The sequence below is a fragment of the Nonomuraea sp. NPDC051191 genome (genome assembly GCF_044455665.1).
Lineage (GTDB): Bacteria > Actinomycetota > Actinomycetes > Streptosporangiales > Streptosporangiaceae > Nonomuraea.
The window spans coordinates 411,479-433,225 of record NZ_JBITEZ010000008.1; the positions used below are offsets into that span (position 1 = coordinate 411,479).

Sequence of the window (21,747 nt, forward strand, 5' to 3'; positions counted from 1 at the left end):
TTTCGCATCTAGGATGGAGGCATGGCAAGGCACGAGCGGCAGCGCGTCCAGGACGTCGGCACCCTCAAGGCGCTGGCGCACCCGCTACGCATGAAGCTGTACCGCGCGCTCAAGGTGGCCGGGTCGGCGACGGCCTCGCAGCTCGCCGAGCAGGTGGACGAAGCGGTCTCCCTGGTCAGCTACCACCTGCGCAAACTCGCCTCCCACGGCCTCATCGAGGAGGCGGAGAGCGGCCGGGGCGACGGCCGGGAGCGCTGGTGGCGGACGTCCGCGGAGAGCTTCTCCACCCGCAACTCCGACTTCCGCGACAACCCGGAGGGGGCCGTGGCCCACCAGGCGATCTCACGCCTACATGCCCGCCAGCTCACCGAGATGTACGACGGCTACCTCGACGCCCAGTGGGCCTGGAGCGAGGACTGGCAGGACTCCTCCTTCGGCTCGGAGTTCCTGCTCACGCTGACCGCCGAGGAGTTGCGCGGCCTCAGGCAGGAGATCGACGACGTGGTCCTGAGGTGGACGGCCCGCGGCAAGGCGGCCGCCGAGGCGGGTGACGCCAAGGGCCGCGAGAACGTCGCCGTGCACCTGTACGGGTTCCCGTTCACGACGTGAGGAGAGAGCAGGATGTATCCCGACTTATACCTACTTGTAGAGCAGGTACGCGGCCAGGAGTTGCGCGCCGCGGCCCGGACCCCCCGACGGGCGTGGCGGGCGCGCCGCGGAAGGGGCGCCCGCTCCTGGGAACGGCGGCTCGGCTGGGCCCTCGTGGAGACCGGGCTGCGCCTGGTGTGCCGCGGCGCGGCCAAGGGCCCCCGCCTGGTGGACCGCCACGCCTGACCCTCCCGCCGGGATCAACCGCCGTTCAGGCCCTTCAGGCCCTTCAGGACCGCGCGTTCCACCGGGGTGGGGGCGGTGCCGGTGAGGTCGAGCAGGCCGGTCGGCACCAGCGGCGGCTGGGCCATGAAGCGCGGCACGCTGCCGCGATGCGGCTGGGCGGCGTGGATCAGGAACGGGTGGCACAGGTAGACGTCCCCCGCCGAGCCGGTGACGGTGACCTCCCTGCGCCCCTCGCTGAGCGGCACCGCCTCCCCGCACAGCGGGAACCATTCACGCCCTTCGTCCCCGGAACCGGCGAGCAGAGCGGGCACGTCCAGATGTGAGCCGACCCGTACCCGGGTGGGGGCGTCGTCCGGGCCGACCTCGGAGAACAGGAACAGCATGAGCAGGGCACGGCCGCGCGAGCGCAGGTTCACCCGGTACTCGCCGCCGTCGCCGGTGAAGCTCGCCTCCAGGTGCCACCCGTCGTCGCCGGGCTCCTGGTCGCTGGGGAAGCGCAGCGGGAAGGTGCCGAGGCCCATGGGCGCGGTCCATCGTCCGGCGCCCGCGAGCTGGTCGTACGCCTCGTGCAGCGCCTGTGTGTTCGCCGCGGCGCGGAACGGCGGGGTCGCCAACCCGCCCAGCCGGACGACCGGCTGGGTCCAGCTCGACGGGTCGTCCGGATCGCAGCCGCTGGCCGCCCACAGCTCGGCCCGGCACTGGTCGACCGTCTCCCGGGGAACCGCGCCGGGCAACCGGACGAACCCGTCCTCGACGAACGACTCGACCTGCTCGTCGGTCAACATGCGCTGCCCTTCCTGACGGACTCCGGTGAACGCCGTGCAGTCTGGCGAACCGGGCCCCGGAAGGGCAACGCGTTTACCGGCTCAGACGCCGAGCGCCGACGGCAGGCTCAGCTCCTGCAGGAACAGCGCCTCGGCGGTGGCCACGCGGCGCAGCTCGTCGAGGTCGACCCGCTCGTTCGGGGCGTGGATGGCGGCGTCCTCGTCCTCGGCGCCGAACAGCAGGATCTCGGCCGCCGGGTACTGCTTGAGCAGCGTGTTCACCAGCGGGATCGAGCCGCCCGCGCCGACGTCGCGCGGCGGGCGGCCGAAGGCGCGCTCCATCGCCCGGTTGAGCGCCGCGCGCGCCTTGCCGCCGGAGTCGGCCTGGAAGCCGGACCCGACGGTGAAGTCGCCGAACGACACCTGCACGCCCCACGGCGCCACCTGGCGCAGGAACTCCACCACGGCGTTGACCGTGGTCTTCGGGTCGCCGGACGGAGGAATCCGGACGGTCACCCGGGCGCGCGCCGCGGGCTGGACCGCGTTCACGGCGCCCGACACGCTCGGCACGTCGAGGCCCGTGACGGTGATGGCGTACGACGCCCACAGCCGGTCGGCCAGCGAGCCGGACCCGACCAGCGACACGCCGTCCGCCACGCCGGCGGTCTTCCTGAACTCCTCCTCCGACGGGCCCTGGCCGAGGAAGCTGCCGCGCGGCAGGCCGGGGACGCGGATGTCGCCGTTCTCGTCGTGCAGCGCGGTCAGCATGCGCATGAGGGCGGCCAGCGCGTCGGGGGCGGCGCCGCCGAACGAGCCGCTGTGGACGGCCTCGCGCAGCGTGCGCACCTCGATGGTGAAGGCCGCCATGCCGCGCAGCGACGTCGTGATCGCCGGGTCGCCGACGCGCGGGTTGCCGCTGTCGGCCACCACGATCGCGTCGGCGCGCAGCAGGTCGGGGTTGCGCTCGACGAAGGACTCCAGGCGCTCGCCCGCGTACTCCTCCTGGCCCTCGATGATGACCTTGATGCCCACCGGGAACCGGCCCTGGAAGGCACGCAGGGCGGTGACGTGGGAGATGATGCCTGACTTGTCGTCCGCGCAGCCTCGGCCGTACAGCTTGCCGTCGATCAGGGTCGGCTCGAACGGCGGCGTGCGCCAGGCGGCCAGGTCGCCGGCCGGCTGCACGTCATAGTGCGCGTAGAGCAGGACCGTGGGCGCTCCGGGAGGGGCGGGGGCCTCGCCGTAGATCGCGGGGAAGCTGCCCTCGACGGCGACCTGCTGGACGTGCGGCAGGCCGGCCGAGCGGACGAGTTCCTCCGTCACCGACGCGGCGGCGAGGACCGGCTGGTCGGGGTGTCCCGGAAAGGCCACGGAAGGAATGGCGGCGAGCCGCTTGAGCTCCTCGATGGCCTGGGGCATCGCGGCGGCGACAGCGCTCTCGATCTGGTCAGGAGTCACGGGACGGTCCCCCGGGGGTCGTTCTCGACAGTTTGGTCTCATTGGATCACAGAACGTTCCACAGTACGGAAACAGGCATGACCCGCGCGTTAATCTACCTGCGGATTTCGTTGCTGTTACACAACGGTTCTGCGGATCTCGATTTTCTTGCATAGTGCTGCGACCGATTCGCTTGGCAAACCGCAGGTGAAGATGCAGACTGTGGGGAGTTCGACACAAGGGAAGATAACCATGACGCAGCCGGAAAACGACGTCCTGAAGGCCGCGCAGGACAACCTGTGGTTGCACTTCACGAGGCACAGCGCCTACCAGAAGAACGAGATCCCGACCATCGTGCGCGGTGAGGGGTCCTACATCTACGACATTCACGGCAAGCGTTACCTCGACGGCCTGGCCGGGCTGTTCGTCGTCCAGGTCGGGCACGGGCGTGGCGAGCTGGCCGAGGCCGCCGCCAAGCAGGCGCAGGAGCTGGCCTTCTTCCCCCTGTGGTCCTACGCGCACCCCAAGGCGGCCGAGCTGGCCGCCCGCCTGGCCGCCCAGGCGCCGGGCGAGCTGAACCGGGTCTTCTTCACCACCGGCGGCGGCGAGGCCGTCGAGACCGCGTGGAAGCTGGCCAAGCAGTACTACAAGCTCGTCGGCAAGCCGCTCAAGCACAAGGTCATCAGCCGCCAGATCGCCTACCACGGCACCCCGCAGGGCGCCCTGTCGATCACCGGCATCCCGGCGTTCAAGCAGATGTTCGAGCCTCTCGTGCCGGGTTCGGTGCGCGTTCCGAACACGAACTACTACCGCGCCGACGAAATCAGCGGCGTTCCCGGCATGTCGCCGGAGGAATACGGCATCTGGGCGGCCGACCGCGTGGCCCGCGCCATCGAGATGGAGGGCCCCGACACCGTGGCCGCCGTCTTCGCCGAGCCCGTCCAGAACGCCGGCGGCTGCTTCCCGCCGCCCCCCGGCTACTTCCAGCGCCTGCGCGAGATCTGCGACGAGTACGACGTGCTGCTCGTCTCCGACGAGGTCATCTGCGCCTTCGGCCGCCTCGGCACCATGTTCGGCGGCCAGAAGTTCGACTACGTGCCCGACATCATCACCTGCGCCAAGGGCCTGACCAGCGGCTACTCGCCCATCGGCGCGATGATCGCGCACGAGCGGCTGTTCGAGCCGTTCAAGGAGGGCGACACCATGTTCGCCCACGGCTACACCTTCGGCGGCCACCCCGTGTCCGCCGCCGTGGCCCTCGCCAACCTCGACATCTTCGAGCGCGAGGACCTGCTCGGCCACGTCACCAAGAACGAGCCCCTCTTCCAGGCGGCCCTCGACGACCTGCGCGACCTGCCGATCGTCGGCGACGTACGGGGCTCGGGCTACTTCTGGGGCATCGAGCTGGTCAAGGACAAGGCCACCAAGGAGACGTTCAACGCCGAGGAGTCCGAGCGGTTGCTGCGCGGGTTCCTGTCCAAGGCGCTGTTCGACGCCGGACTCTACTGCCGGGCCGACGACCGCGGAGACCCCGTGATCCAGCTCGCGCCCCCGCTGATCGCGGGGCCAAGGGAGTTCGACGAGATCGGATCCATCCTGAGGGGCGTGCTCTCGGAAGCGTGGGCGCGCCTCTAACACCCTCCCCACCCGGTACGACGAAGTGCCGCGGTCTCCGAAAGGATCCCTACGATGAAGATCGGCGTCCCTGCCGAGGTCAAGAACCACGAATACCGTGTGGCGGTCACCCCCGCCGGTGTTCACGAGCTGGTGCGGAACGGTCACGACGTCACCGTCCAGCGGGGTGCCGGCCTCGGCTCACACATCACTGACGAGGAATACCTCGCCGCGGGCGCGAAGATCCTCGACAACGCCGACGCCGTATGGGCCAGGGCGGACATGGTCCTCAAGGTCAAGGAGCCCATCGCGGAGGAGTACCACCGCCTGCGCGAGGGCCTGGTCCTGTTCACCTACCTGCACCTGGCCGCCTCACGGCCGTGCACCGACGCCCTGCTCGCCGCCAGGACGACCGGCATCGCGTACGAGACCGTGCAGGTGGGCCACACGCTGCCGCTGCTCGCCCCGATGTCGGAGGTCGCGGGCCGGCTCGCGCCGCAGGTGGGCGCCTACAACCTCATGCGCTTCAACGGCGGCCGCGGCGTCCTGCCCGGCGGCGTGCCCGGCGTGGCCCCGGCCAGGATCGTCGTCATCGGCGGCGGCGTCTCGGGCCTGAACGCCGCCCAGATCGCCGTCGGCATGGGCGCGGACGTGACCGTGCTCGACACCAACATCGACCGGCTCCGCCAGATCGACGCCATCTACCAGGGCCGGCTCAAGACCCTCGTGTCCACCTCGTACGCGATCGAGCGGGAGGTCCTCCAGGCCGACCTGGTCATCGGCGCGGTGCTGATCCCCGGCGCCAAGGCCCCGACGCTGGTCTCCAACGACCTGGTCTCACGGATGAAGCCGGGCTCGGTGCTCGTGGACATCGCCATCGACCAGGGCGGCTGCTTCGAGGATTCGCGGCCGACCACGCACGCCGAGCCGACGTACAAGGTGCACGAGTCGATCTTCTACTGCGTGGCGAACATGCCCGGCTCGGTGGCCAACACCTCCACCTACGCCCTGACCAACGCGACGCTCCCGTACGCGGTCAAGCTGGCCAACCTGGGCTGGCGTGACGCGCTGAAGGCCGACCAGGGCCTCGCGGGCGGTCTGAACACCCATGACGGCCAGCTCACCAACGAGCCGGTCGCCCAGGCGCTGGGGCTGGCGTACACGCCGGTCGCCGACGTGCTCTGAAACCTCTGAAGGGGCGCGGCACGAGGTCGCGCCCCTAACTCACTCCCAGGCGGCGGCGCAGGTCGCGCGCGGTGGCCAGGACGTGGTGGATCTCGCCCGTGCCCGGCCACGGCGCGCTGCCGGGACGCAGCAGCGTGCCGCGCACCGACGCCAGGTGCTCGACCGCGCTGCGGTGCACCCCGCTCCGCTCCACCAGCCAGCCGATCACGTCGGAGTGGTCGTGCAGCGGCCTGGTCACCAGGTCCCAGGTGCCCAGGACCTCGGTCAGGTCCGGCACGGACAGCGGCACGCCGCCCCGGCGGCCCGTGGCCGCGGCCGCCAGCTCGGCGCGGGCGGCCAGCTCCGGCTCGGCAGTGCGCGCCCACGTCGGCGGCGGCGGGTCGGCCAGCCACTCCTCGGCCTCGCCCAGCTCGCCGGCGACCGTCAGCAGCCCGCCCAGCTCGACCGCCGCGCCGTGGTGGCCCGCCCGCGCGGCCTGGCGAAACCAGTGGCGGCCGCCGGCCAGGTCGCCGAACTCGGCGATCAGCAGCAGGCCGTAGTTGAAGGCCGATTCGGCGTCGCCGCCCGCAGCCGCCCTGCCGAACCAGTGGCTGGCGGCCGGGGTGTCGCCGAGCTCCACGCAGACGAACCCGGCCATGCGCTGGTCCTCCAGCCGCCCGGCCGCGGCCGCCCGCTCGTACCAGGCGCGGGCCGTGCGCAGGTCGCCGCAGGACAGGGCGATGGCGCCGAGGCGGGAGGCGGCGCCCGGGTGCTCGTTCTTGGCGGCCAGCCGGTAGTAGGCCTCGGCGCCCTCGGGGTCGCGGCTGGCGTGCAGGTAGAGGCCCATGCAGTGGGCGGAGTCGGCGTGGCCGCCCCTGGCGGCGTACTCCCACCAGCGCACGGTCTCCTCGTCCTCGCCGGCGGAGTAGGCCAGGAAGCCGAGGTCGTGGGCCGAGGTCATGTCGCCCTCGTCGGCCGCCCTGCGGTGCCACTCGCGGGCCACGCCGGTCTCGCCGGTGTCCTCGCACAGCAGGGCCAGCCGGCGCGCCGCGGTGCGCGACCCGGCCAGGGCCGAGCGCTCGAACCAGGCCCTGGCGGCCCCGGCGTCGCCGCGCTGTTCGAGCAGGAGCGTGGCCAGGTTGGCGGCGGCCTCGGCGTCGCCGGTGGCCGCGGCGGTCTCGTACCAGCCGACCGCCTCCTCCAGGCTGCCGTGCTTCTCGTGCCAGACGCCCAGGTTGTAGGCGCTGTCGACGTTGCCTCCCGAGGCCGCCAGCTCCCACCAGAGCCGGGCCGCCGCGCGGTCGCCGTGCTGGGCGTAGAGCTTGCCGAGCCGGTGGGCCGCCTGGGCGTCGCCCTGCCGCGCGGCCGCCAGCAGCTCCGGCTCGTCCCCCGCCCGTGGCGCCGGAACGGCCGGCGTCGCCACCTCTCCCTGCCACCAGGCCATGGCGACAGACTGGCACGTGATCATACGATCGCGAACCGTAATCGCCGACAACGGGCCTAGGAGAACCTGATGAACCCCGAATACATTCCCATCCCGCACACGTAACGCAGCGAGCCGGGGCGGTGGGGCGGCAGCCGTACGGTGGCGGGCAGGGCCACGTCGCGCCCGTCGATGGTGACCGTGCTCGTGCAGCCCGGATCGACCAGTTTGAAGATGACCTCGACCGGTACGTTCGCGCGGGCGGACACGGTGGCGGGCCGGTAGCCGTCGCGGGTGGCGAAGACCGTGACGATCTGGGCGGCGGGCCCGGCGGCGGCCGGTGCGGCGTCCCCCGTCCAGCCGCCCAGGTTGAGCCCGGCCACGACGGTCCAGAGCCCGGCGGCCATGGCGACGACCCCGGCGAGCCGGGCCAGCCTGGTGCGGGAGATCCGCCGCAGCACGTACCCGAGCAGCGCGAACGCGGGCGCGGTGCCGAGCACGAAGCCCGCCATGGCCGCCGCGCCCGACAGCGGCGAGCCGCTGGACACGGCGAGCATCTCCATGCCGAGCGTCACCCCGCAGGGCACCAGGACGGTGGCCGCGCCCAGCAGCGGCGCCTTGTAACCGGACGTCCGGACGGGCTCGGCGCAGGCGTGGCCCCCGCCGCGCAGGAGCCGGATCGCGAACCCGATCACCGCGCAGCCCGCCGCGACCAGGAGCAGGGCCCGCGCCCGCGGCGGCAGGCCGACGGCCGAGCCGAGCAGCCCGAGCAACGCCCCCACCAGCGTGTACGAGGCCAACCGCCCGCCCAGGAACCAGGCCACCAGCGCGGGGTCGCCTCCGGGACGCCGACCGACCAGGCCCACCAGCAGCCCGCCCTGCGCGGCGGTGCAGGACGCGGTGCCGCCCACCAGCCCGGCGGCCACGCCCCCGGCGAACAGGGTGACGGCCTCCACGTTCAGCCCCTCCCGGCTCTCTCGCGAAGCTCTGGGGGAAACGTAACGCGGCCCGCCGGATGCGGCCAGTGACAGTTCTTGTACCCTTAGTGACGTTTAGGTGGTTGCGCCCGCAATCACGCCCCGGACGTCGGTACGCCGGGACGCCGGGCCTCGATGAGGAACCTGGACGAATGGGCCACGAACGGCCCTTCGGCCTCGATGAGCTCGTGCAGCTCGCGCAACTGGGCGCCGTAGCGGCCGACCGAGAAGCCCGGCACGATCCAGATCACCTTGCGTAGGAAGTAGATCACCGCGCCGATGTCGCGGAACTCCATTCGCAGCCGCTCGACCCGCAGGTCGGCCACTTCGAGCCCGGCCGCCTCCGCCTCCGCCACGGCCTGGCGCGGGTCGCGGGCCGAGCCGTCCTGCGGGCCCATGAAGAACTCGGTCAGCTCGAACACGCTGCGCGGGCCGACCTGCTGCGAGAAGTACGCGCCCCTGGGGCGCAGCACCCTGGCGATCTCCGCCCACCAGGTCTCCACCGGATGGCGGCTGACCACCAGGTCGAAGACGCCGTCGCGGAACGGCAGGCGCGGCTCGTCGTCGTCGGCAACCACCCGCGCCCCGCGCGGGCGCAGCCGGGCGGCGGCCAGCGCCAGGTTGGGCGGCCACGACTCGGTCGCCACCGTCACCTTCGGCAGTGTGGGCAGCCCGGCCAGGATCTCGCCGCCGCCGGTCTGGACGTCGAGCGCCGCCTCGGCCGCCGCCATCCGCCCGGCCAGCAGGCGGGAGTAGCCCCATGAGGGCCGTTCCTCGGTGGCCCGGCCCTCCAGCCAGGAGAAGTCCCAGCCGTCCACGGACACGGTGTCGGCCTCTTCGACCAGGTCATCGTACGTACGCCGCATCCTCCGACCATGTCAGCGCCCGGGGGGTGGCTTCAACCGGATTTCTCCCGTGTCGCGGATCAGGCGATGCGGGCGCGCACGGCGGCGCGGTCGATGCCGAGCTGGTCGATCAGCCCGGCCACCGGGTCGTGGCGGTCCCGCTCCAGCAGGGCGAGCAGGAGGTGCCGGGGAACCTCCTGCCTGGTCTTGTGCCGCGTGGCGCCGATGGCGGCGTTGACCACCGCGCGGGCGCTCGACGTGAGCGAGGTGCCGGGGACCGGCGGGTGCCGGCGCGGCGTCGCGCGCGGTGCCTGGCCGAGGTCGAGGCCGATCGAGCGCAGCGCCTCCCGGTCGAGCTCGTCGAGCGCGGCCCGCGCCCCCGCCAGGTCCACGCCGAGCGCCCGCGCCGGCTCGGCGGCGGGGTCGTGCAGCAGGCCGAGCAGCAGGTGCTCGGTGCCGAGCCGCCGGTCGCCGCGCTGCCTGGCCTCGTCGAGCGCCGCGCTGACGACGGCCGCGAACGGGCTCTTCTCCTTGCCGAACATGGCGATCCTCACTTTCCGTATCGGGCGTGCACGGACTGCCGCGACATGCCGAGCGCGTCGCCGATCTGCTCCCAGGTCCAGCCCTGTTCCCTGGCCAGCGCCACCGACGTCGCCTCGACCTGCTCGGCCAGCCGGTGCAGCGCGCCCACGGCCCGCAGGCCGAGGGCGGGGTCGTTCGACCTGATGCGTTGAGACAGCTCTTCCATGTCCACGTCGTCAGGCTAGATTGACAGACAGGTTTTTGTCAATCTAGCCTGACGGGCATGGACGACGTGATGATCGTGGGAGCGGGCCCGGTCGGGCTCATGCTCGCGGGCGAACTGGCCCTGGCTGGACTACGCCCGATCGTGCTGGACAAACGCCCTGAACCGAGCGAACTACCCAAGGCGAACGGGCTCGCGGGCCAGATCGTCGAGCTGCTCGACCACCGGGGCCTGCTCGGCCCCCTCTCCGAGGGCAGCGGCTTCGCGGGCCCCGCGCCGGGGTTCCCGTTCGGGCAGGTGCCGCTGCGGTTCGCCGGGCACGACGACATGCCGCTGCGGCTGCTGCTGATCCAGCAGCCGCGGCTGGAACGGCTGCTGACCGAGCGGGCCGGACGGCTCGGAGCCGAGATCAGGCGGGGCCACGAGGTGCTCGGCCTCGTCCAGGACGAGGAGGGCGTCACGCTGGAGCTGTCCACCGGCCGGGCCCGCGCCCGCTACGCGGTGGGCTGCGACGGCGGGCACAGCACCGTGCGCGCGCTGACGGGCATCGGCTTCCCCGGCACCACCGACGACGAGGTGCTGCGGCTCGGCCACTTCGCCTGGGACGGGCAGGGCCCGTTCGAGGAGCCGCGGGTCGAGGGCCTGGAGCCGGGCTGGAACCGCACCCCCGCCGGACGCCTGCTGCTCACCTCGCTCCGGCCCGGCGTGCTCGTCGCGGGCGTGCGCGAGCGCGGCGCGGCGCCCGAGGGCCCGGTCACGCCGGAGGACTTCCGCGCCGCCGTGCGCCGCGTGATCGGGCGGGACCTGCCGCTCGGGGAGCCGCTCTGGCTGTCCGGCACGGTCGCGCAGGCCCGGCTCGCCGACCGCTACCGGGCCGGCCGGGTGTTCCTGGCCGGGGACGCCGCCCACCTGTTCCCGGCGGGCGGGACGGCGCTCAACGTCGGCATGACGGAGGCCGTCAACCTGGCCTGGAAGCTGGCCGCCGTGCTGCTCGGACGGGTGCCCGAGGGCCTGCTGGACACCTACGAGGAGGAACGCCGTCCGGTGGCCGGGCGGGCGCTGGCGCAGACCCGTGCCCAGGCGGCGCTGGAACGGGCCCCCGGCGAGGACGGCGACGCCCTGCGCGCGCTGCTCGCCGAGCTGTTCGCCCACGAGCAGCCGCTGCGCCACCTCGCCGCGATCCTGCACGGCTCCGACACCCGCTACCCGCCCGGCCCGGAGCACCCGCATCCGCTCGTCGGCCGGTTCGTCCCCGACCTGCGGCTGAGCACGGCGGAAGGGGAGCGGCGGGTGGCCGAACTGATGCGCGCCGGGCGGCCGGTGCTCCTCGACCTCCGCGGCGAGACCGGCCCGGCGTCGCCCGGCGGCGGCTGGATCGACGTGGTCAGGGCGCGGTGCGCCGAGCCGCCCGCCGACGTGCTGCTGATCCGCCCCGACGGGTACGTGGCCTGGGCCGGCACCGACGGCCTGGCCGGGGCCGCGCGGGCGTGGTTCGGCGCGGAGCCGCCCGCCGTCAGAGCCACCCCGGCTTGACCAGGCCCGACTCGTAGGCGATGACCACGAGCTGCGCGCGGTCGCGGGCGTGCAGCTTCATCATGGCCCGGCTGACGTGAGTCTTGGCGGTGGCCGGCGACATGAACAGCTTGGCGGCGATCTCGTCGTTGGTCATGCCCGTGCCGACCAGGGAGAGCACCTCGCGCTCGCGGTCGGTGAGCTGGTCGAGGCCCTGCGTGGCGACCGGTTCCTTGGCGCGCGAGGCGTACTCGGCGATCAGCCGCCGGGTCACGCTCGGCGACAGCAGCGCCTCGCCCGCCGCCACCACCCGTACGGCCTGGATGAGCTCGGCCGGCTCGGTGTCCTTGACCAGGAAGCCGGACGCGCCGCCGCGTAGAGCCTCGAAGACGTACTCGTCCAGCTCGAACGTGGTCAGGATGATGATGTGCGGGCCGGGCGGCATCAGGCGGGTGGCGGTCAGGCCGTCGGTGCCGGGCATGCGGATGTCCATCAGCACGACGTCCGGGGCGTGCTCGCCGGCCAGGCGCACCGCCTCCGCGCCGTCGGCCGCCTCGGCCACCACGGTCATGTCGGGCTGGGCGTCCAGCAACGCCTTGAAGCCCGCGCGGACCAGCGCCTGGTCGTCGGCGAGCAACACCTTGATCACGTTGGGTTCTCCTCGGGTAGGGGCAGACGGGCCTCGACCTGGAAGCCGTCGCCCGACGGGCCGGCGACGAGCGTGCCGCCCAGGGCGGAGGCGCGTTCGCGCATGCCGGGGATGCCGTTGCCGCTGCCTTCCTCCGACAGCACGGCGGGGGTCGTCGCCCCCGTGTCGGCGACCACGATGACGAGCTGCGCCGCGCCGTACTCCAGGCGCACCGTCACCCGCGAGCCGGGCGCGTGGCGGGCGGCGTTGGTGAGCGACTCCTGCACGATCCGGTAAGCGGCCCGCTCGACCTGCGGCGGCAGCGGCCGCGAGCCCACCCGCCTGAGCGAGACCTCCATCCCCGAACGCTGGACGAGGTCGTCGAGGCGGTCGAGCCCGGCCGTCGGGGAACGCGGAGCGCCCTCGCGCAGCACGTTGAGCACCGAGCGCATCTCGCCCAGCACCTCCTTGGACGCCGTCTTGATCGTGGCCAGGGCCGAGCGGGCCTGCTCGGGGTTGGCGTCGATGAGGTGCAACGCGGTGCTGGCCTGCACGTGGATGAGCGAGATGTTGTGCGCGAGCACGTCGTGCAGCTCCTGGGCCATGGTCAGGCGCTCCTCGCTGGCCTGCCGCCTGGCCTCCTCCTCAAGGATGCGCTCGCGCTCGGCCCGGCGTTCCCTGACGATCCTGACCAGCTCGGCCACGACCATGAACAGCAGGATGAAGGCCAGGATCGACAGGCTGTGGAACAGGTCGCGGTTGCCCACCCACCAGGCGTAGCTGAGGAGTGAGGTCACCGTCATGGTCGCCATCGTCCAGGCCATCAGCCGTCTGCCCCCGGTGACCAGGAGGAACAGCAGGACGCCCGGGCTGAGGAAGGCGGGGCCGTAGGCGTAGCCGCCGATGAGGAACAGGTCCATCGCGGCGAGCGCGACGGAGACCGTCAGCAGCGGGAACCGCCTGCGGAAGAGGATGGCCAGCGGCCCGATCAGCAGCAGCGCGTACGCGTACGGGTCGAGCTGCTCCCTGAGGAGACGCTGGCCCCACGTCGCGCCTTGGGCGATCACCAACTGGGCGACCGCCACGATCAGGGCGAGATAAGGGTCGAAACCGGACTTCCTGCGCACCCCACCACGCTAGGCCACCGGCGGAGGGCCGGACATCCTCCCCTCGTGCGAGGGGGCCCTACCACGACGGGCGTAGCTGGGTCATGGTGGACACCATGCGCCGTGTGATCTATTCCGCAGCAGCAGTCCTCATCTCCCTCCTGCCCGCCGCGCCCGCGTCCGCGGGCCCCCAGCAGAAGTCCCCGGTCGCCGAGGGGTACGGAGGCGCCGTCGCCACCGTCGACCTCGACGCCAGCAAGGCCGCGCTCTCCGTGCTGAGACGCGGCGGCAACGCCGTCGACGCGGCCGTGGCCGCCGGAGCCGTGCTCGGGGTCACCGAGCCGTACTCGGCCGGCCTGACCGGCGGCGGCTTCATGGTGTTGTACGACGCCAGGCAGCGCAAGGTGTTCACCATCGACGGCCGCGAGACGGCCCCGCGCGCCATGACCGCCACCAGCTTCGAGGGCATCCCGTTCGACGAGGGCGTCACCAGCGGCCTGTCGGCGGGCGTGCCCGGCACGCTGGCCCACTGGGACCTGGCCCTGCGCAGGTTCGGCACGCTCTCGCTCGGCCAGGCGCTCCAGCCGGCCATCGAGGTGGCCTCCCGCGGCTTCGTCGTGGACCAGACGTTCCACGACCAGACGGCCGCCAACGTCGACCGCTTCAAGGACATCGCCTCCACGGCCCGGCTCTACCTCCCGAACGGCGCGCCGCCGCCGGTCGGCTCGGTGTTCAGGAACCCGGAGCTGGCGAACACGTACCGGGAACTGGCCCGGCGCGGCCCCGGCTGGCTGTACGGCGGCCGGCTCGGCCAGGAGGTCGTGGCCACCGTCAAGAAGCCGCCGGTCACCCCCGGCAGCACCCGCAACGTGCGGCCCGGCCTGATGGAGCTGTCGGACCTGCGGGACTACCGCGCCCTCCTGCGCGAGCCCACCAAGATCTCCTACAACGGCATGGACGTGTACGGCATGGCGCCGCCGTCCTCGGGCGGCTCGACCGTCGGCGAGGCGCTCAACATCCTCGAAGCCCTGCCCAAGGTGGGCCTGCACGAGTACCTGGAGGCGTCCAGGCTGTCCTTCGCCGACCGCAACGCCTACGTCGGCGACCTGCCCGGCGTGCCGCTGCGCGAGCTGCTGTCCGACGGCTTCGCCAAGGAGCGGGCCTGCCTGATCGGCGACCGGGCCCTGAGCAGCCCGGCCGCCCCCGGCAGCCCCGACGGCACGTACGGCGCCTGCGCCACCCCGACCGGCAGCGCGACCCCGATCGCGGACGAGGGGCCGGAGACCACGCACCTGGTCGTCGCCGACCGCTGGGGCAACGTGGTCGCCTACAACCTCACCATCGAATCGACCGGAGGCAACGGCATCGTGGTGCCGGGCCGCGGCGTGCTGCTCAACAACGAGCTGACCGACTTCACCTTCGGCCCCGCCCCCGGCGACCCCAACCTGCCCGGCCCCGGCAAGCGGCCGCGCTCGTCGATGGCGCCGACGCTGGTGTTCGACCACGGCAGGCCGGTGCTGGCCGCTGGCTCGCCGGGCGGCTCGACGATCATCACGACCGTGCTGCAGATCCTGGTCAACCGGTACGAGTTCGGCATGAGCCTGCCCGACGCGCTCGCCGCGCCGCGGGCCACCCAACGCAACACCGCCCAGACGCAGGCCGAGCAGGCGTTCCTCGACAAGTACCGGACCGAGCTGGAGGCCAAGGGGCACAGCTTCGTGCTGAACCCCGAGATCGGCGCGGCCACGGCCCTGGAACTGCGCGGCCACGGCCTCGTCCAGGCCGTCGCCGAGCCCGTACGGCGGGGCGGCGGCAGCGCCCTGGTGCTCGACCCGCGCTGAACCTGTGCTGAACCTGCGCTGAACCCGCGCTGAAACCCGCGCTGAACCTGCGCTGAACCTGCGCTGAGCGCGCACGGCGGCGGCCCCCGGCGGGCCGCCGCCGCTTGCGGGGGTGACCGAGGTCACGGCTTGACTGCCGCATGAGGGAATGTTTGCGCAGGTCACAGGGTTGTAACGGGCATCGCGACGGGTCGTGGCGCCGTGCCGCCGAGCGGAATCCGCCGGCCGCACCCTCATTCAGCCGCCGTCGTTCGAGCCGGATCCCGAGAGACATCCGTGGGCTGCCCCGGCCTGCCCTCAGGAGGAACCCTGTGAACGCCAAGAAGCTGTACGCGACCGCCCTGCTGGCCGCCACCGCCGCCGTGTCGGCCCTCGGCCTGACGTCCGCCCCGGCCCACGCCGACGGCCTCACCTACGGCCAGGACGTCTCCAGCTACCAGCCGGACCACGACTGGGCCGCCAGCGGCGCCTCGTTCGGCATCGTCAAGGCCACCGAGGGCGCCACCCACGTGGACGCCTCCTTCGCCCGCCACTGGGCCGACCTGGGCACGAAGGGCAAGGTGCGGGGCGCCTACCACTACGGGCACCCGTCCAACGACCCGATCGCCGAGGCCGACCACTTCCTGTCCGTGGTGAACCGGCAGCCGGCCGCCAAGGGCGACCTGCTCGCGCTCGACCTGGAGACCACCGACGGCCAGTCCGTGACCGCGGTCAACGCCTGGGCCAAGAAGTGGCTGGCGCACGTCCAGGCCAGGACGGGCATCACGCCGCTGTTCTACAGCGGCTGGAACTTCGCCGACGAGTACGGCCACGGCCTGCAGCAGTACCCGCTGTGGGTGGCCCGCTACGGCCAGGGCCCCGGCCAGGTGACCGCCCCCGCCGACTGGAAGACCTGGACCATCCACCAGTACGCCGACGCGCCGGTGGACCAGAACGTCTCCGCCCTCACCCCCGTCCAGCTCAAGGCGCTGGGCCGCAGGTGACCCGCCGTCCTCAGTAGATGAGCTCGTACGCCGCCGGGCGCACCTTCCGCGTACGGGCCCAGTACTCGAAGGTGAAGCCCGGCCAGATCGTCCGGTTCACTCCGTGCTCGTCCAGGTACCAGGAGGTGCAGCCGCCTGCGTTCCACACGAGCGGGTCCAGGCGGGCGCGCAGCCGGCGGTTGAAGGCGTCCTGGACGTCCTTCCTGACGTCCACCGCCCTGGCCCCGGTCCTGGACAGCAGGCGCAGGCACTCGACGACGTGGCGCACCTGCGACTCGATCATGAAGACGACCGAGTGGTGGCCGAGGCCGGTGTTCGGGCCGAGCAGGAAGAACAGGTTGGGGAAGCCGGAGGCCGTGATGCCGAGGTAGGTCTCGATGCCGTCCTGCCAGGCGTCCTGGAGCTTCAGGCCGTTCCGGCCGGTGATGCGCTGGGTCTGGAGGGCGTCCACGACCTTGAAGCCGGTGCCGTAGACGATCACGTCCACCTCGTGCTCCTCGCCGGTCGCGGTCACGATCGAGCGGGGCCGGATCTCGGCGATGCCGTCGGTGACGAGGGTGACGTCGGGCCTGGTCAGGGCCGGGTAGTAGTCGCTGGAGACGAGCAGGCGCTTGCAGCCGATCGTGTAGTCGGGCGTCAGCTTCCTGCGCAGGTCCGGATCGGGCACCTGGGCCGCCAGGTGCCTGAGCGCCAGCGACTCGTGCGGCTTCATCAGGCACGGGTGCACCGCGAAGCCGAGCGCCCGGCTCTCCAGCGCCCAGTAGATGCCGCCGCGCAGGGCCCGGGCCATGCCGGGCAGGCGCAGGACCCGCCGGGCGGCGGGGGAGAAGGTGAGGTCGGGCTTGGGGTGGATCCACGGCGGCGTGCGCTGGAAGACGGTCAGCTCGCGCGCCTGTGGGGCGATCCGGGGGACGAACTGCACGGCGGAGGCGCCGGTGCCGACGACCGCGACGCGCTTGCCGGTGAGATCGACCGAGTGGTCCCATTCGGCGGAGTGGAAGGAGGGGCCGGCGAAGGACTCCCTCCCCACAATTGCCGGAAATTTCGGGATATGGAGGGCGCCGATGCCGGAGACGACCGCGTTCGTCCGGATGGTGGCGCCGTCGTCCGTGGTGACCGACCAGCCTCGGTGGTCGTCGTCGTACTCCAGGGCCGTGACGTGCTTGTTGTAGCGGATGTGGGGCGTTACTCCGTACTTGTCCGCGCACGTGCGCAGGTAGTCCCAGATCTCGGCCTGCGGGGCGAACATCCGCGACCATCCGGGATTCAGCTCGTACGAGTAGGAGTACATGTGCGACGGCACGTCGCACGCGCACCCGGGGTAGGTGTTGTCCCGCCAGGTGCCCCCGAGGTCGGCGGCCTTCTCCAGGATCACGAAGTCGTGGTAGCCCGCCTCCTTGAGCTTGATCGCCATGCCGATCCCGGCGAAGCCGGTGCCGACGATCACCAATCCTGGCTCGGCCACTGAACCTCCACGACGACCGCGACCACCGCGGGCCGATGTATTGGACGTATCGTCCAATGTAGTCGGCCGGCCACCGCCGGTCCAGGGAGGCGGTACGCCCGGCCTGTGCGGAAACGACTGTGCGGAAACGACGAAGACCCGCCACGGCGTCGGGGCGGGTGGGTGGTCCGTATGGGGTTGTGTGCTAGCGGAGCAGCAGGAAGGCGGCGACGCCGATGATCACGATCACCACGGCGACCGCCAGGATCGGCAGCAGCGGCGACTTCTTGGGAGCCGCCTCGGCTTCCTGCTCCTGGCGCTGCGCGAAGGCGCGGAACTGCTGGGTGTTGCCCGCCGGGTCGATATGCTGGTCAGACATGGCCAGCAGCCTAGCGTGATGACATGGTCCATTTGCACCCTTTGCCACTATCTATAGGCATGGGCTGATGAGGGGACCACTCCACCCGGCGGATAGCTTTGAGTCATGCTCCGGACCCTGCTCTCACCCCGCGTCGTGGGGCTGCATCTGCTGACGATCGGGGTCCTGATCGCGTTCATCCTGCTCGGCCGCTGGCAGCTCGGTGTGTTCCAGGACTCCGGCAGGCCGCACGCCGCCGTCGACCCGGCCCCCGTGGGGGTCGCCACGCTGGCTCCCGTGGGCGGGCAGATGGACGGCGAGGCCGTCGGCCGCAGGGTCACGGCTGAGGGCACGTACGAGGCCGCGCGCCAGCTCCTGGTCGCCGACCGCCGCCCCGACGTCGACGCCCCCGGTGGCAACGTCTCGCGCGACCACGGCTACTGGGTGCTCACCCCGATCAGGCTCGACGACGGCACGCTGATGCCGGTCGTGCGCGGCTGGGCGGCCAAGGCGGACGACCCGGGCGTTTCCGTCGTGCCCGAGGGCCGGGTCGCGGTGATCGGGCGGCTGCGCGGCCAGCAGGGCACCGACAGCGTCCAGCGGCGGGTGGAGGGGCTGCCTCCTGGTCAGGTCCAGACGGTGTCCACCGGAGAGCTGATCAACCTGTGGACCGGCCAGAAGCTGCGGACCGGCTTCATGGTGGCGCAGCCGCCGTCCGGCTCGCTCGGGCAGGTCAAGATCCGGCCGCCGGAGGTCGGTGGCACACTGACCTGGCGTAATCTGGCATATGCCGCAAATTGGTGGATCTTCGCTGGATTCGCCGTCTTCATGTGGTTCCACTTCGTACGCGACGCCGTACGGGCGGATCGGGACCGCGACAAGTCCCCCGAGATGGTTCTGGAAGGTTAACGGTGGAATCGGCTCTCAAGCCCTTCCGGGTGCTCGCCTACGTGGTCGGCGTCATGCTGCTCATCCTGTGCGTCGCCATGGTGCTGCGCTACGGCTTCGGCGCCGCGGAGATGTCCAAGATCATCGCGCCCATCCACGGCGGCCTCTACATGATCTACCTCATCACCGTGATGAACCTGGGCATGAAGGCGCGCTGGAGCTGGCCCTACATGCTCGGGGTCATGCTCGGCGGCACGATCCCGTTCCTGTCGTTCTACGTGGAGCGCCGGGTGCACAGCCGGGTGCGCACCGAGCTGAGCGCGGCGAGGGCCTGACGACGGCCCCCGCCGCGGCTCGCGGGCCTCAGCTGCCGATCCCGCGCCTGCGGGCCCGCTTGAGCCGCTCGCGCTGCGACGGGTCGAGCATGAGGTAGCCGACCACCGGCGCCGCGACCGCGCCGAGGACCACCAGCAGCGTGATCCAGCCCGGCAAGAAGATCAGCGAGAGCAGAACCGCGGCGCCTGCGCCGATGACGTACTTCTGAACTGGCGACATCCCTGGCTTCCTCCGAACGCGGAGCCCGTGCCCCGCCTCTCCCACATTCTGCGTCGCCCTTCCAACGAGTGGACCCGTGCCCTGGGTTCCAGGACGCGATGTATCTCAATTGTTGCGGGACCAGAGGGTCAGGTGGATCGAGCCGTAGGTGCGTGTCTGTCCTGGTACGAGCGTTCTTTTCAGGGTGCGGTAGCGCTCGTCGTCGGCGTACTTCGTCCCGATCCTGGGGGAGATGAGCCAGACCCGGTCGACGCCCTTCAGCGCCGCGTCCAGTTCGTCGGCCGTCCGCGGGCCGGGCGCGCTGGGCGCGCGGGTGAGGTCCGTCAGGCGGTCGTACGGGGTGCCGTACACGGCCACGAACAGCCGGAAGCGCTGCGGCACGAACAACACCCGGTCCCCCGGACGCTCCTCCGCGGCCAGCGCGGCGGCCAGCGTGCGCAGGTCGTCGGGACGGGCGGCGGGCTGCCTCATCGCCACCTGCGCGGGCAGGACGAGCACGGCGTACAGGGCCAGCGCGGCGACCGCCACGGGACGCCACCGCACCCCGGCCAGGCCGATCCCGGCCAGCAGAGCGAGCAGCGGGACCGCGAAGAGCACGTAACGCGGATGGTAGACCGGCTGGACCTGGGAGATCGCGAACGAGAGCGCCACCGGCGACGCCGCCCACACCGCCACCGCCGGGGCGCGTACGGCCCCCCACAGGGCGGCGGCGAACAGCACGGCCGCGCCCGCCCCCGCGACCTCGCCGGGGAAGGCGGCCAGCTCGGCCCAGCCCGGTGACCTGAGCCAGAACACCTGGGCGTCCCGCTGACCGGCGGCCAGGGCGAGGAGCGGGACGAGCGCCACCCCCGCCGCCCCCACGGCGACCAGCGAGCGCACGACGGCGGGCGCCGGGTTCGCGGCGAGCGTGCGGCGGAGCACCGGCAACCAGGCGGTGAGCAGGTGGGCGGGGACGAGGAGCAGCGCGTACAGGTGCAGCCAGCCGAGCAGGGCCACGCTCGCGCCGTAGGCCACGAGGGCGGCCCGGCCGGGACGGTCGAGCAGCCTGACCAGCAGCCACGTCGCCAGCACGGCGACCGCGCTCACCAGGGCGTACGAGCGGGCCTCCTGGGCGTACCGGGCGGCCATGGGGGTGAGGGCGTACAGGAGACCGGCGTACAGGCCGGCGGCGGTGCCGGCCAGGCGGCGGCCCAGGGCCGCGACCCCGTAGGCGGCGGCCACGAAGGCGAGCACCGAGGGCAGGCGGACGGCGATCTCCGGCGGCCAGGGAAGGGCGGCGAAGGGCCGCAGGAGGAGGTAGTAGAGGGCGTGGACGGCGTCGAGGTCGGCGAGGAAGCGGCGCAGCTCGTCGAAAGACATGCGCGCGACCAGCGCGCTGACCGACTCGTCCCGCCACAGCGACGGCACCGGGAGCCCCCAGAACCCGGCCACCGCGGCGACGAGCGCGGGCCCGGCGGGCCACCACCGGCCGGCGCCCCGCCCGGCGGCTCCGGCCTCGGCCTGACGCGGCAGGACGGTCGCGCCGGTCATCGGCGCGGGCCCATGACCGCGAGGAGCTGCTGACGGAGGGCCTCGGGGGTGGGACGGTCGGCCGGGACGCCGGACAGGAGGCGGACCAGGACGGGAGCCAGCGCCCCCGCCCGCGCCAGCGACGCCCCCGGCGCGGGCGGCACACCTTCCACGGCCATGAAGAGCGTCGCGCCCAGGGACCACAGGTCGGCGGCCGGGCCCGCGCCCCCCTCCGGAGCCGTGTACGCCGGGACGGTGGCCGACCGCAGCGGGGCGACCAGCGTGGCCCGCCCCTGGTCGGAGATGAGGATGCCGCCCGGCTGCACCGCCCCGTGGTGGCCGCCCCTGGCCTGGAGCTGGTCGAGCACGGCGAGCCCGATCTCGGCCACCTCGGCGGGCGGGAGCGGTCCAAGGGCGTGGACGACCTGGTCGAGCGGCTGGTCCACGGCCAGCCGCTCCAGCGTCTCGCGCACCACCTCCACCGGCGGCGATCCGGCGGGATGCAACATGGCCCGGATCAGCGACCTGAGCGGGTCGGCGCCCTCGGCGGGCACCTGGCCGGGCGGGCGGCCCTCCACGGCGAAGTGCAGCGTGGCCGCCAGCGACCACAGGTCGGCCGAGGGCCGCATGCTCAGGCTCGGCACCCCGAACCCGGTGAGCACCGCCCTTCCGGTGCTGGTCAGCAGCACGTTCCCGGGGCTGACCTGCCCATGGACGATCCCGGCCGCGTGCGCGGCGTCCAGCGCCGACAACACGCAGACGCCCATCCTGGCCACCTGGACGACGGGCAGCGGCTGCCGCCCGCGTACGGCCTGCTCCAGGGACACGCCCGAGACGAACTCCATGACCAGCCACGGCACCCGGTCCTCGACCAGCACGCCGAGCACCCGGGCGATGGAGGCGTGCCGCAACCCGGCGGCCCTGCGCGCCTCGTGCAGGGCGGACTCGCGGAGCTCGGGCGGGATGCGCAGCTCCCTGACCGCGACGTCGCGGTGTTCCGTCTCGTCGAAGGCCAGCCGTACGGACCCCGCGCCCAGGGGGTTGAGCAGCCGATAGCGCCCGGCGAGCTTCCTGGTCTCAGCCATGTCGAGTGCACGATAGCGCTCGCCCGCACTGCCCG

At 72.6% G+C, this 21,747-nt stretch carries 23 protein-coding genes; 9 read left to right on the forward strand and 14 right to left on the reverse strand.

Going from position 1 to position 21,747, the window contains the following annotated elements; translation table 11 throughout:
- Window positions 1-21: 21 nt before the first annotated feature.
- Both ACIA8R_RS25315 and ACIA8R_RS25320 read left to right on the forward strand, forming a co-directional pair.
- Complete coding sequence (locus tag ACIA8R_RS25315; RefSeq protein ID WP_357702906.1) at window positions 22-609, forward strand: helix-turn-helix domain-containing protein; 588 nt, start codon at window positions 22-24, stop codon at window positions 607-609.
- Between the two features lie 12 nt (window positions 610-621).
- Window positions 622-834 carry a hypothetical protein gene (locus ACIA8R_RS25320; protein WP_357702904.1) on the forward strand — a complete coding sequence of 71 codons (213 nt, stop codon included), beginning with the start codon at window positions 622-624 and terminating at the stop codon, window positions 832-834.
- A gap of 14 nt (window positions 835-848) precedes the next feature.
- Here ACIA8R_RS25320 and ACIA8R_RS25325 read toward each other — a convergent pair whose 3' ends face one another.
- Both ACIA8R_RS25325 and ACIA8R_RS25330 read right to left on the reverse strand, forming a co-directional pair.
- Window positions 849-1,619, reverse strand: a complete 771-nt coding sequence (locus ACIA8R_RS25325) for a phytanoyl-CoA dioxygenase family protein (RefSeq protein WP_397040684.1) — start codon at window positions 1,617-1,619, stop codon at window positions 849-851.
- A gap of 81 nt (window positions 1,620-1,700) precedes the next feature.
- Window positions 1,701-3,056, reverse strand: coding sequence for a dipeptidase (locus tag ACIA8R_RS25330; protein ID WP_357702900.1), 1,356 nt, complete (start codon window positions 3,054-3,056; stop codon window positions 1,701-1,703).
- A gap of 231 nt (window positions 3,057-3,287) precedes the next feature.
- Between ACIA8R_RS25330 and ACIA8R_RS25335 the strand changes: the two genes are divergently transcribed.
- Window positions 3,288-4,670, forward strand: a complete 1,383-nt coding sequence (locus ACIA8R_RS25335; RefSeq protein WP_357702898.1) for an aspartate aminotransferase family protein — start codon at window positions 3,288-3,290, stop codon at window positions 4,668-4,670.
- Window positions 4,671-4,724: 54 nt separating this feature from the next.
- Window positions 4,725-5,834, forward strand: a complete 1,110-nt coding sequence (ald, locus tag ACIA8R_RS25340; protein WP_357702896.1) for an alanine dehydrogenase — start codon at window positions 4,725-4,727, stop codon at window positions 5,832-5,834.
- 34 nt (window positions 5,835-5,868) lie between these two features.
- Here ald and ACIA8R_RS25345 read toward each other — a convergent pair whose 3' ends face one another.
- From ACIA8R_RS25345 to ACIA8R_RS25365, 5 genes are all read right to left on the reverse strand, one after another.
- Complete coding sequence (locus ACIA8R_RS25345; RefSeq protein WP_397040686.1) at window positions 5,869-7,257, reverse strand: sel1 repeat family protein; 1,389 nt, start codon at window positions 7,255-7,257, stop codon at window positions 5,869-5,871.
- Window positions 7,258-7,313: 56 nt separating this feature from the next.
- A complete protein-coding gene (locus ACIA8R_RS25350; protein WP_364086561.1) occupies window positions 7,314-8,192 on the reverse strand; it encodes a sulfite exporter TauE/SafE family protein in 879 nt (292 codons plus the stop codon).
- Window positions 8,193-8,308: 116 nt separating this feature from the next.
- The gene (locus ACIA8R_RS25355) at window positions 8,309-9,079 is read right to left on the reverse strand and encodes a class I SAM-dependent methyltransferase (RefSeq protein WP_397040688.1); all 771 of its coding nucleotides are present in this window, start codon (window positions 9,077-9,079) and stop codon (window positions 8,309-8,311) included.
- Window positions 9,080-9,138: 59 nt separating this feature from the next.
- Complete coding sequence (locus tag ACIA8R_RS25360; RefSeq protein WP_397040690.1) at window positions 9,139-9,600, reverse strand: Clp protease N-terminal domain-containing protein; 462 nt, start codon at window positions 9,598-9,600, stop codon at window positions 9,139-9,141.
- 8 nt (window positions 9,601-9,608) lie between these two features.
- A complete protein-coding gene (locus ACIA8R_RS25365; protein ID WP_357703066.1) occupies window positions 9,609-9,806 on the reverse strand; it encodes a helix-turn-helix domain-containing protein in 198 nt (65 codons plus the stop codon).
- A gap of 57 nt (window positions 9,807-9,863) precedes the next feature.
- Here ACIA8R_RS25365 and ACIA8R_RS25370 point away from each other — a divergent pair, with 57 nt between their 5' ends.
- Window positions 9,864-11,336: an FAD-dependent monooxygenase gene (locus ACIA8R_RS25370; RefSeq protein ID WP_397040692.1), complete on the forward strand. Its 1,473-nt coding sequence runs from the start codon at window positions 9,864-9,866 to the stop codon at window positions 11,334-11,336.
- On the opposite strand, the gene ACIA8R_RS25375 is transcribed toward ACIA8R_RS25370, so the two are convergent.
- Together ACIA8R_RS25375 and ACIA8R_RS25380 are read right to left on the reverse strand one after the other, a co-directional pair.
- Window positions 11,317-11,964, reverse strand: coding sequence for a response regulator transcription factor (locus ACIA8R_RS25375; protein WP_357702885.1), 648 nt, complete (start codon window positions 11,962-11,964; stop codon window positions 11,317-11,319). The genes ACIA8R_RS25370 and ACIA8R_RS25375 overlap by 20 nt on opposite strands.
- Window positions 11,961-13,070, reverse strand: a complete 1,110-nt coding sequence (locus tag ACIA8R_RS25380; RefSeq protein ID WP_364086570.1) for a sensor histidine kinase — start codon at window positions 13,068-13,070, stop codon at window positions 11,961-11,963. Before ACIA8R_RS25380 ends, ACIA8R_RS25375 begins: the two co-directional genes overlap by 4 nt.
- A gap of 95 nt (window positions 13,071-13,165) precedes the next feature.
- Here ACIA8R_RS25380 and ggt point away from each other — a divergent pair, with 95 nt between their 5' ends.
- Both ggt and ACIA8R_RS25390 read left to right on the forward strand, forming a co-directional pair.
- Complete coding sequence (gene ggt, locus ACIA8R_RS25385) at window positions 13,166-14,890, forward strand: gamma-glutamyltransferase (protein ID WP_397040695.1); 1,725 nt, start codon at window positions 13,166-13,168, stop codon at window positions 14,888-14,890.
- A gap of 311 nt (window positions 14,891-15,201) precedes the next feature.
- On the forward strand, window positions 15,202-15,873 hold the full coding sequence (locus ACIA8R_RS25390; protein ID WP_397040697.1) for a glycoside hydrolase family 25 protein: 672 nt from the start codon (window positions 15,202-15,204) through the stop codon (window positions 15,871-15,873).
- Window positions 15,874-15,883: 10 nt separating this feature from the next.
- Here ACIA8R_RS25390 and ACIA8R_RS25395 read toward each other — a convergent pair whose 3' ends face one another.
- A complete protein-coding gene (locus ACIA8R_RS25395) occupies window positions 15,884-17,287 on the reverse strand; it encodes a flavin-containing monooxygenase (protein WP_397040759.1) in 1,404 nt (467 codons plus the stop codon).
- Between the two features lie 235 nt (window positions 17,288-17,522).
- Window positions 17,523-17,696 carry a hypothetical protein gene (locus ACIA8R_RS25400; RefSeq protein WP_357702875.1) on the reverse strand — a complete coding sequence of 58 codons (174 nt, stop codon included), beginning with the start codon at window positions 17,694-17,696 and terminating at the stop codon, window positions 17,523-17,525.
- Between the two features lie 105 nt (window positions 17,697-17,801).
- Here ACIA8R_RS25400 and ACIA8R_RS25405 point away from each other — a divergent pair, with 105 nt between their 5' ends.
- Window positions 17,802-18,584 carry an SURF1 family protein gene (locus ACIA8R_RS25405; RefSeq protein ID WP_397040699.1) on the forward strand — a complete coding sequence of 261 codons (783 nt, stop codon included), beginning with the start codon at window positions 17,802-17,804 and terminating at the stop codon, window positions 18,582-18,584.
- Window positions 18,585-18,586: 2 nt separating this feature from the next.
- Entirely contained in the window at window positions 18,587-18,898 is a 312-nt protein-coding gene (locus ACIA8R_RS25410; protein WP_357702871.1) for a DUF3817 domain-containing protein, read from the forward strand.
- Window positions 18,899-18,926: 28 nt separating this feature from the next.
- On the opposite strand, the gene ACIA8R_RS25415 is transcribed toward ACIA8R_RS25410, so the two are convergent.
- From ACIA8R_RS25415 to ACIA8R_RS25425, 3 genes are all read right to left on the reverse strand, one after another.
- A complete protein-coding gene (locus ACIA8R_RS25415; RefSeq protein WP_364086579.1) occupies window positions 18,927-19,118 on the reverse strand; it encodes a hypothetical protein in 192 nt (63 codons plus the stop codon).
- Window positions 19,119-19,223: 105 nt separating this feature from the next.
- Window positions 19,224-20,648, reverse strand: coding sequence for a glycosyltransferase family 39 protein (locus tag ACIA8R_RS25420; protein ID WP_397040701.1), 1,425 nt, complete (start codon window positions 20,646-20,648; stop codon window positions 19,224-19,226).
- The gene (locus ACIA8R_RS25425; protein WP_397040703.1) at window positions 20,645-21,712 is read right to left on the reverse strand and encodes a protein kinase; all 1,068 of its coding nucleotides are present in this window, start codon (window positions 21,710-21,712) and stop codon (window positions 20,645-20,647) included. Before ACIA8R_RS25425 ends, ACIA8R_RS25420 begins: the two co-directional genes overlap by 4 nt.
- Window positions 21,713-21,747: the final 35 nt, after the last annotated feature.

Coding starts and splice junctions, on each gene's coding strand:
- ACIA8R_RS25315 (WP_357702906.1), top strand. CDS start 22: ATGGCAAGGCACGAGCGGCAGCGCGTCCAGGACGTCGGCACCCTCAAG.
- ACIA8R_RS25320 (WP_357702904.1), top strand. CDS start 622: ATGTATCCCGACTTATACCTACTTGTAGAGCAGGTACGCGGCCAGGAG.
- ACIA8R_RS25325 (WP_397040684.1), bottom strand. CDS start 1,619: ATGTTGACCGACGAGCAGGTCGAGTCGTTCGTCGAGGACGGGTTCGTC.
- ACIA8R_RS25335 (WP_357702898.1), top strand. CDS start 3,288: ATGACGCAGCCGGAAAACGACGTCCTGAAGGCCGCGCAGGACAACCTG.
- ald (WP_357702896.1), top strand. CDS start 4,725: ATGAAGATCGGCGTCCCTGCCGAGGTCAAGAACCACGAATACCGTGTG.
- ACIA8R_RS25345 (WP_397040686.1), bottom strand. CDS start 7,257: ATGGCCTGGTGGCAGGGAGAGGTGGCGACGCCGGCCGTTCCGGCGCCA.
- ACIA8R_RS25355 (WP_397040688.1), bottom strand. CDS start 9,079: ATGCGGCGTACGTACGATGACCTGGTCGAAGAGGCCGACACCGTGTCC.
- ACIA8R_RS25360 (WP_397040690.1), bottom strand. CDS start 9,600: ATGTTCGGCAAGGAGAAGAGCCCGTTCGCGGCCGTCGTCAGCGCGGCG.
- ACIA8R_RS25365 (WP_357703066.1), bottom strand. CDS start 9,806: ATGGAAGAGCTGTCTCAACGCATCAGGTCGAACGACCCCGCCCTCGGC.
- ACIA8R_RS25370 (WP_397040692.1), top strand. CDS start 9,864: ATGGACGACGTGATGATCGTGGGAGCGGGCCCGGTCGGGCTCATGCTC.
- ggt (WP_397040695.1), top strand. CDS start 13,166: ATGCGCCGTGTGATCTATTCCGCAGCAGCAGTCCTCATCTCCCTCCTG.
- ACIA8R_RS25395 (WP_397040759.1), bottom strand. CDS start 17,287: ATGGCGATCAAGCTCAAGGAGGCGGGCTACCACGACTTCGTGATCCTG.
- ACIA8R_RS25400 (WP_357702875.1), bottom strand. CDS start 17,696: ATGTCTGACCAGCATATCGACCCGGCGGGCAACACCCAGCAGTTCCGC.
- ACIA8R_RS25405 (WP_397040699.1), top strand. CDS start 17,802: ATGCTCCGGACCCTGCTCTCACCCCGCGTCGTGGGGCTGCATCTGCTG.
- ACIA8R_RS25415 (WP_364086579.1), bottom strand. CDS start 19,118: ATGTCGCCAGTTCAGAAGTACGTCATCGGCGCAGGCGCCGCGGTTCTG.
- ACIA8R_RS25420 (WP_397040701.1), bottom strand. CDS start 20,648: ATGACCGGCGCGACCGTCCTGCCGCGTCAGGCCGAGGCCGGAGCCGCC.
- ACIA8R_RS25425 (WP_397040703.1), bottom strand. CDS start 21,712: ATGGCTGAGACCAGGAAGCTCGCCGGGCGCTATCGGCTGCTCAACCCC.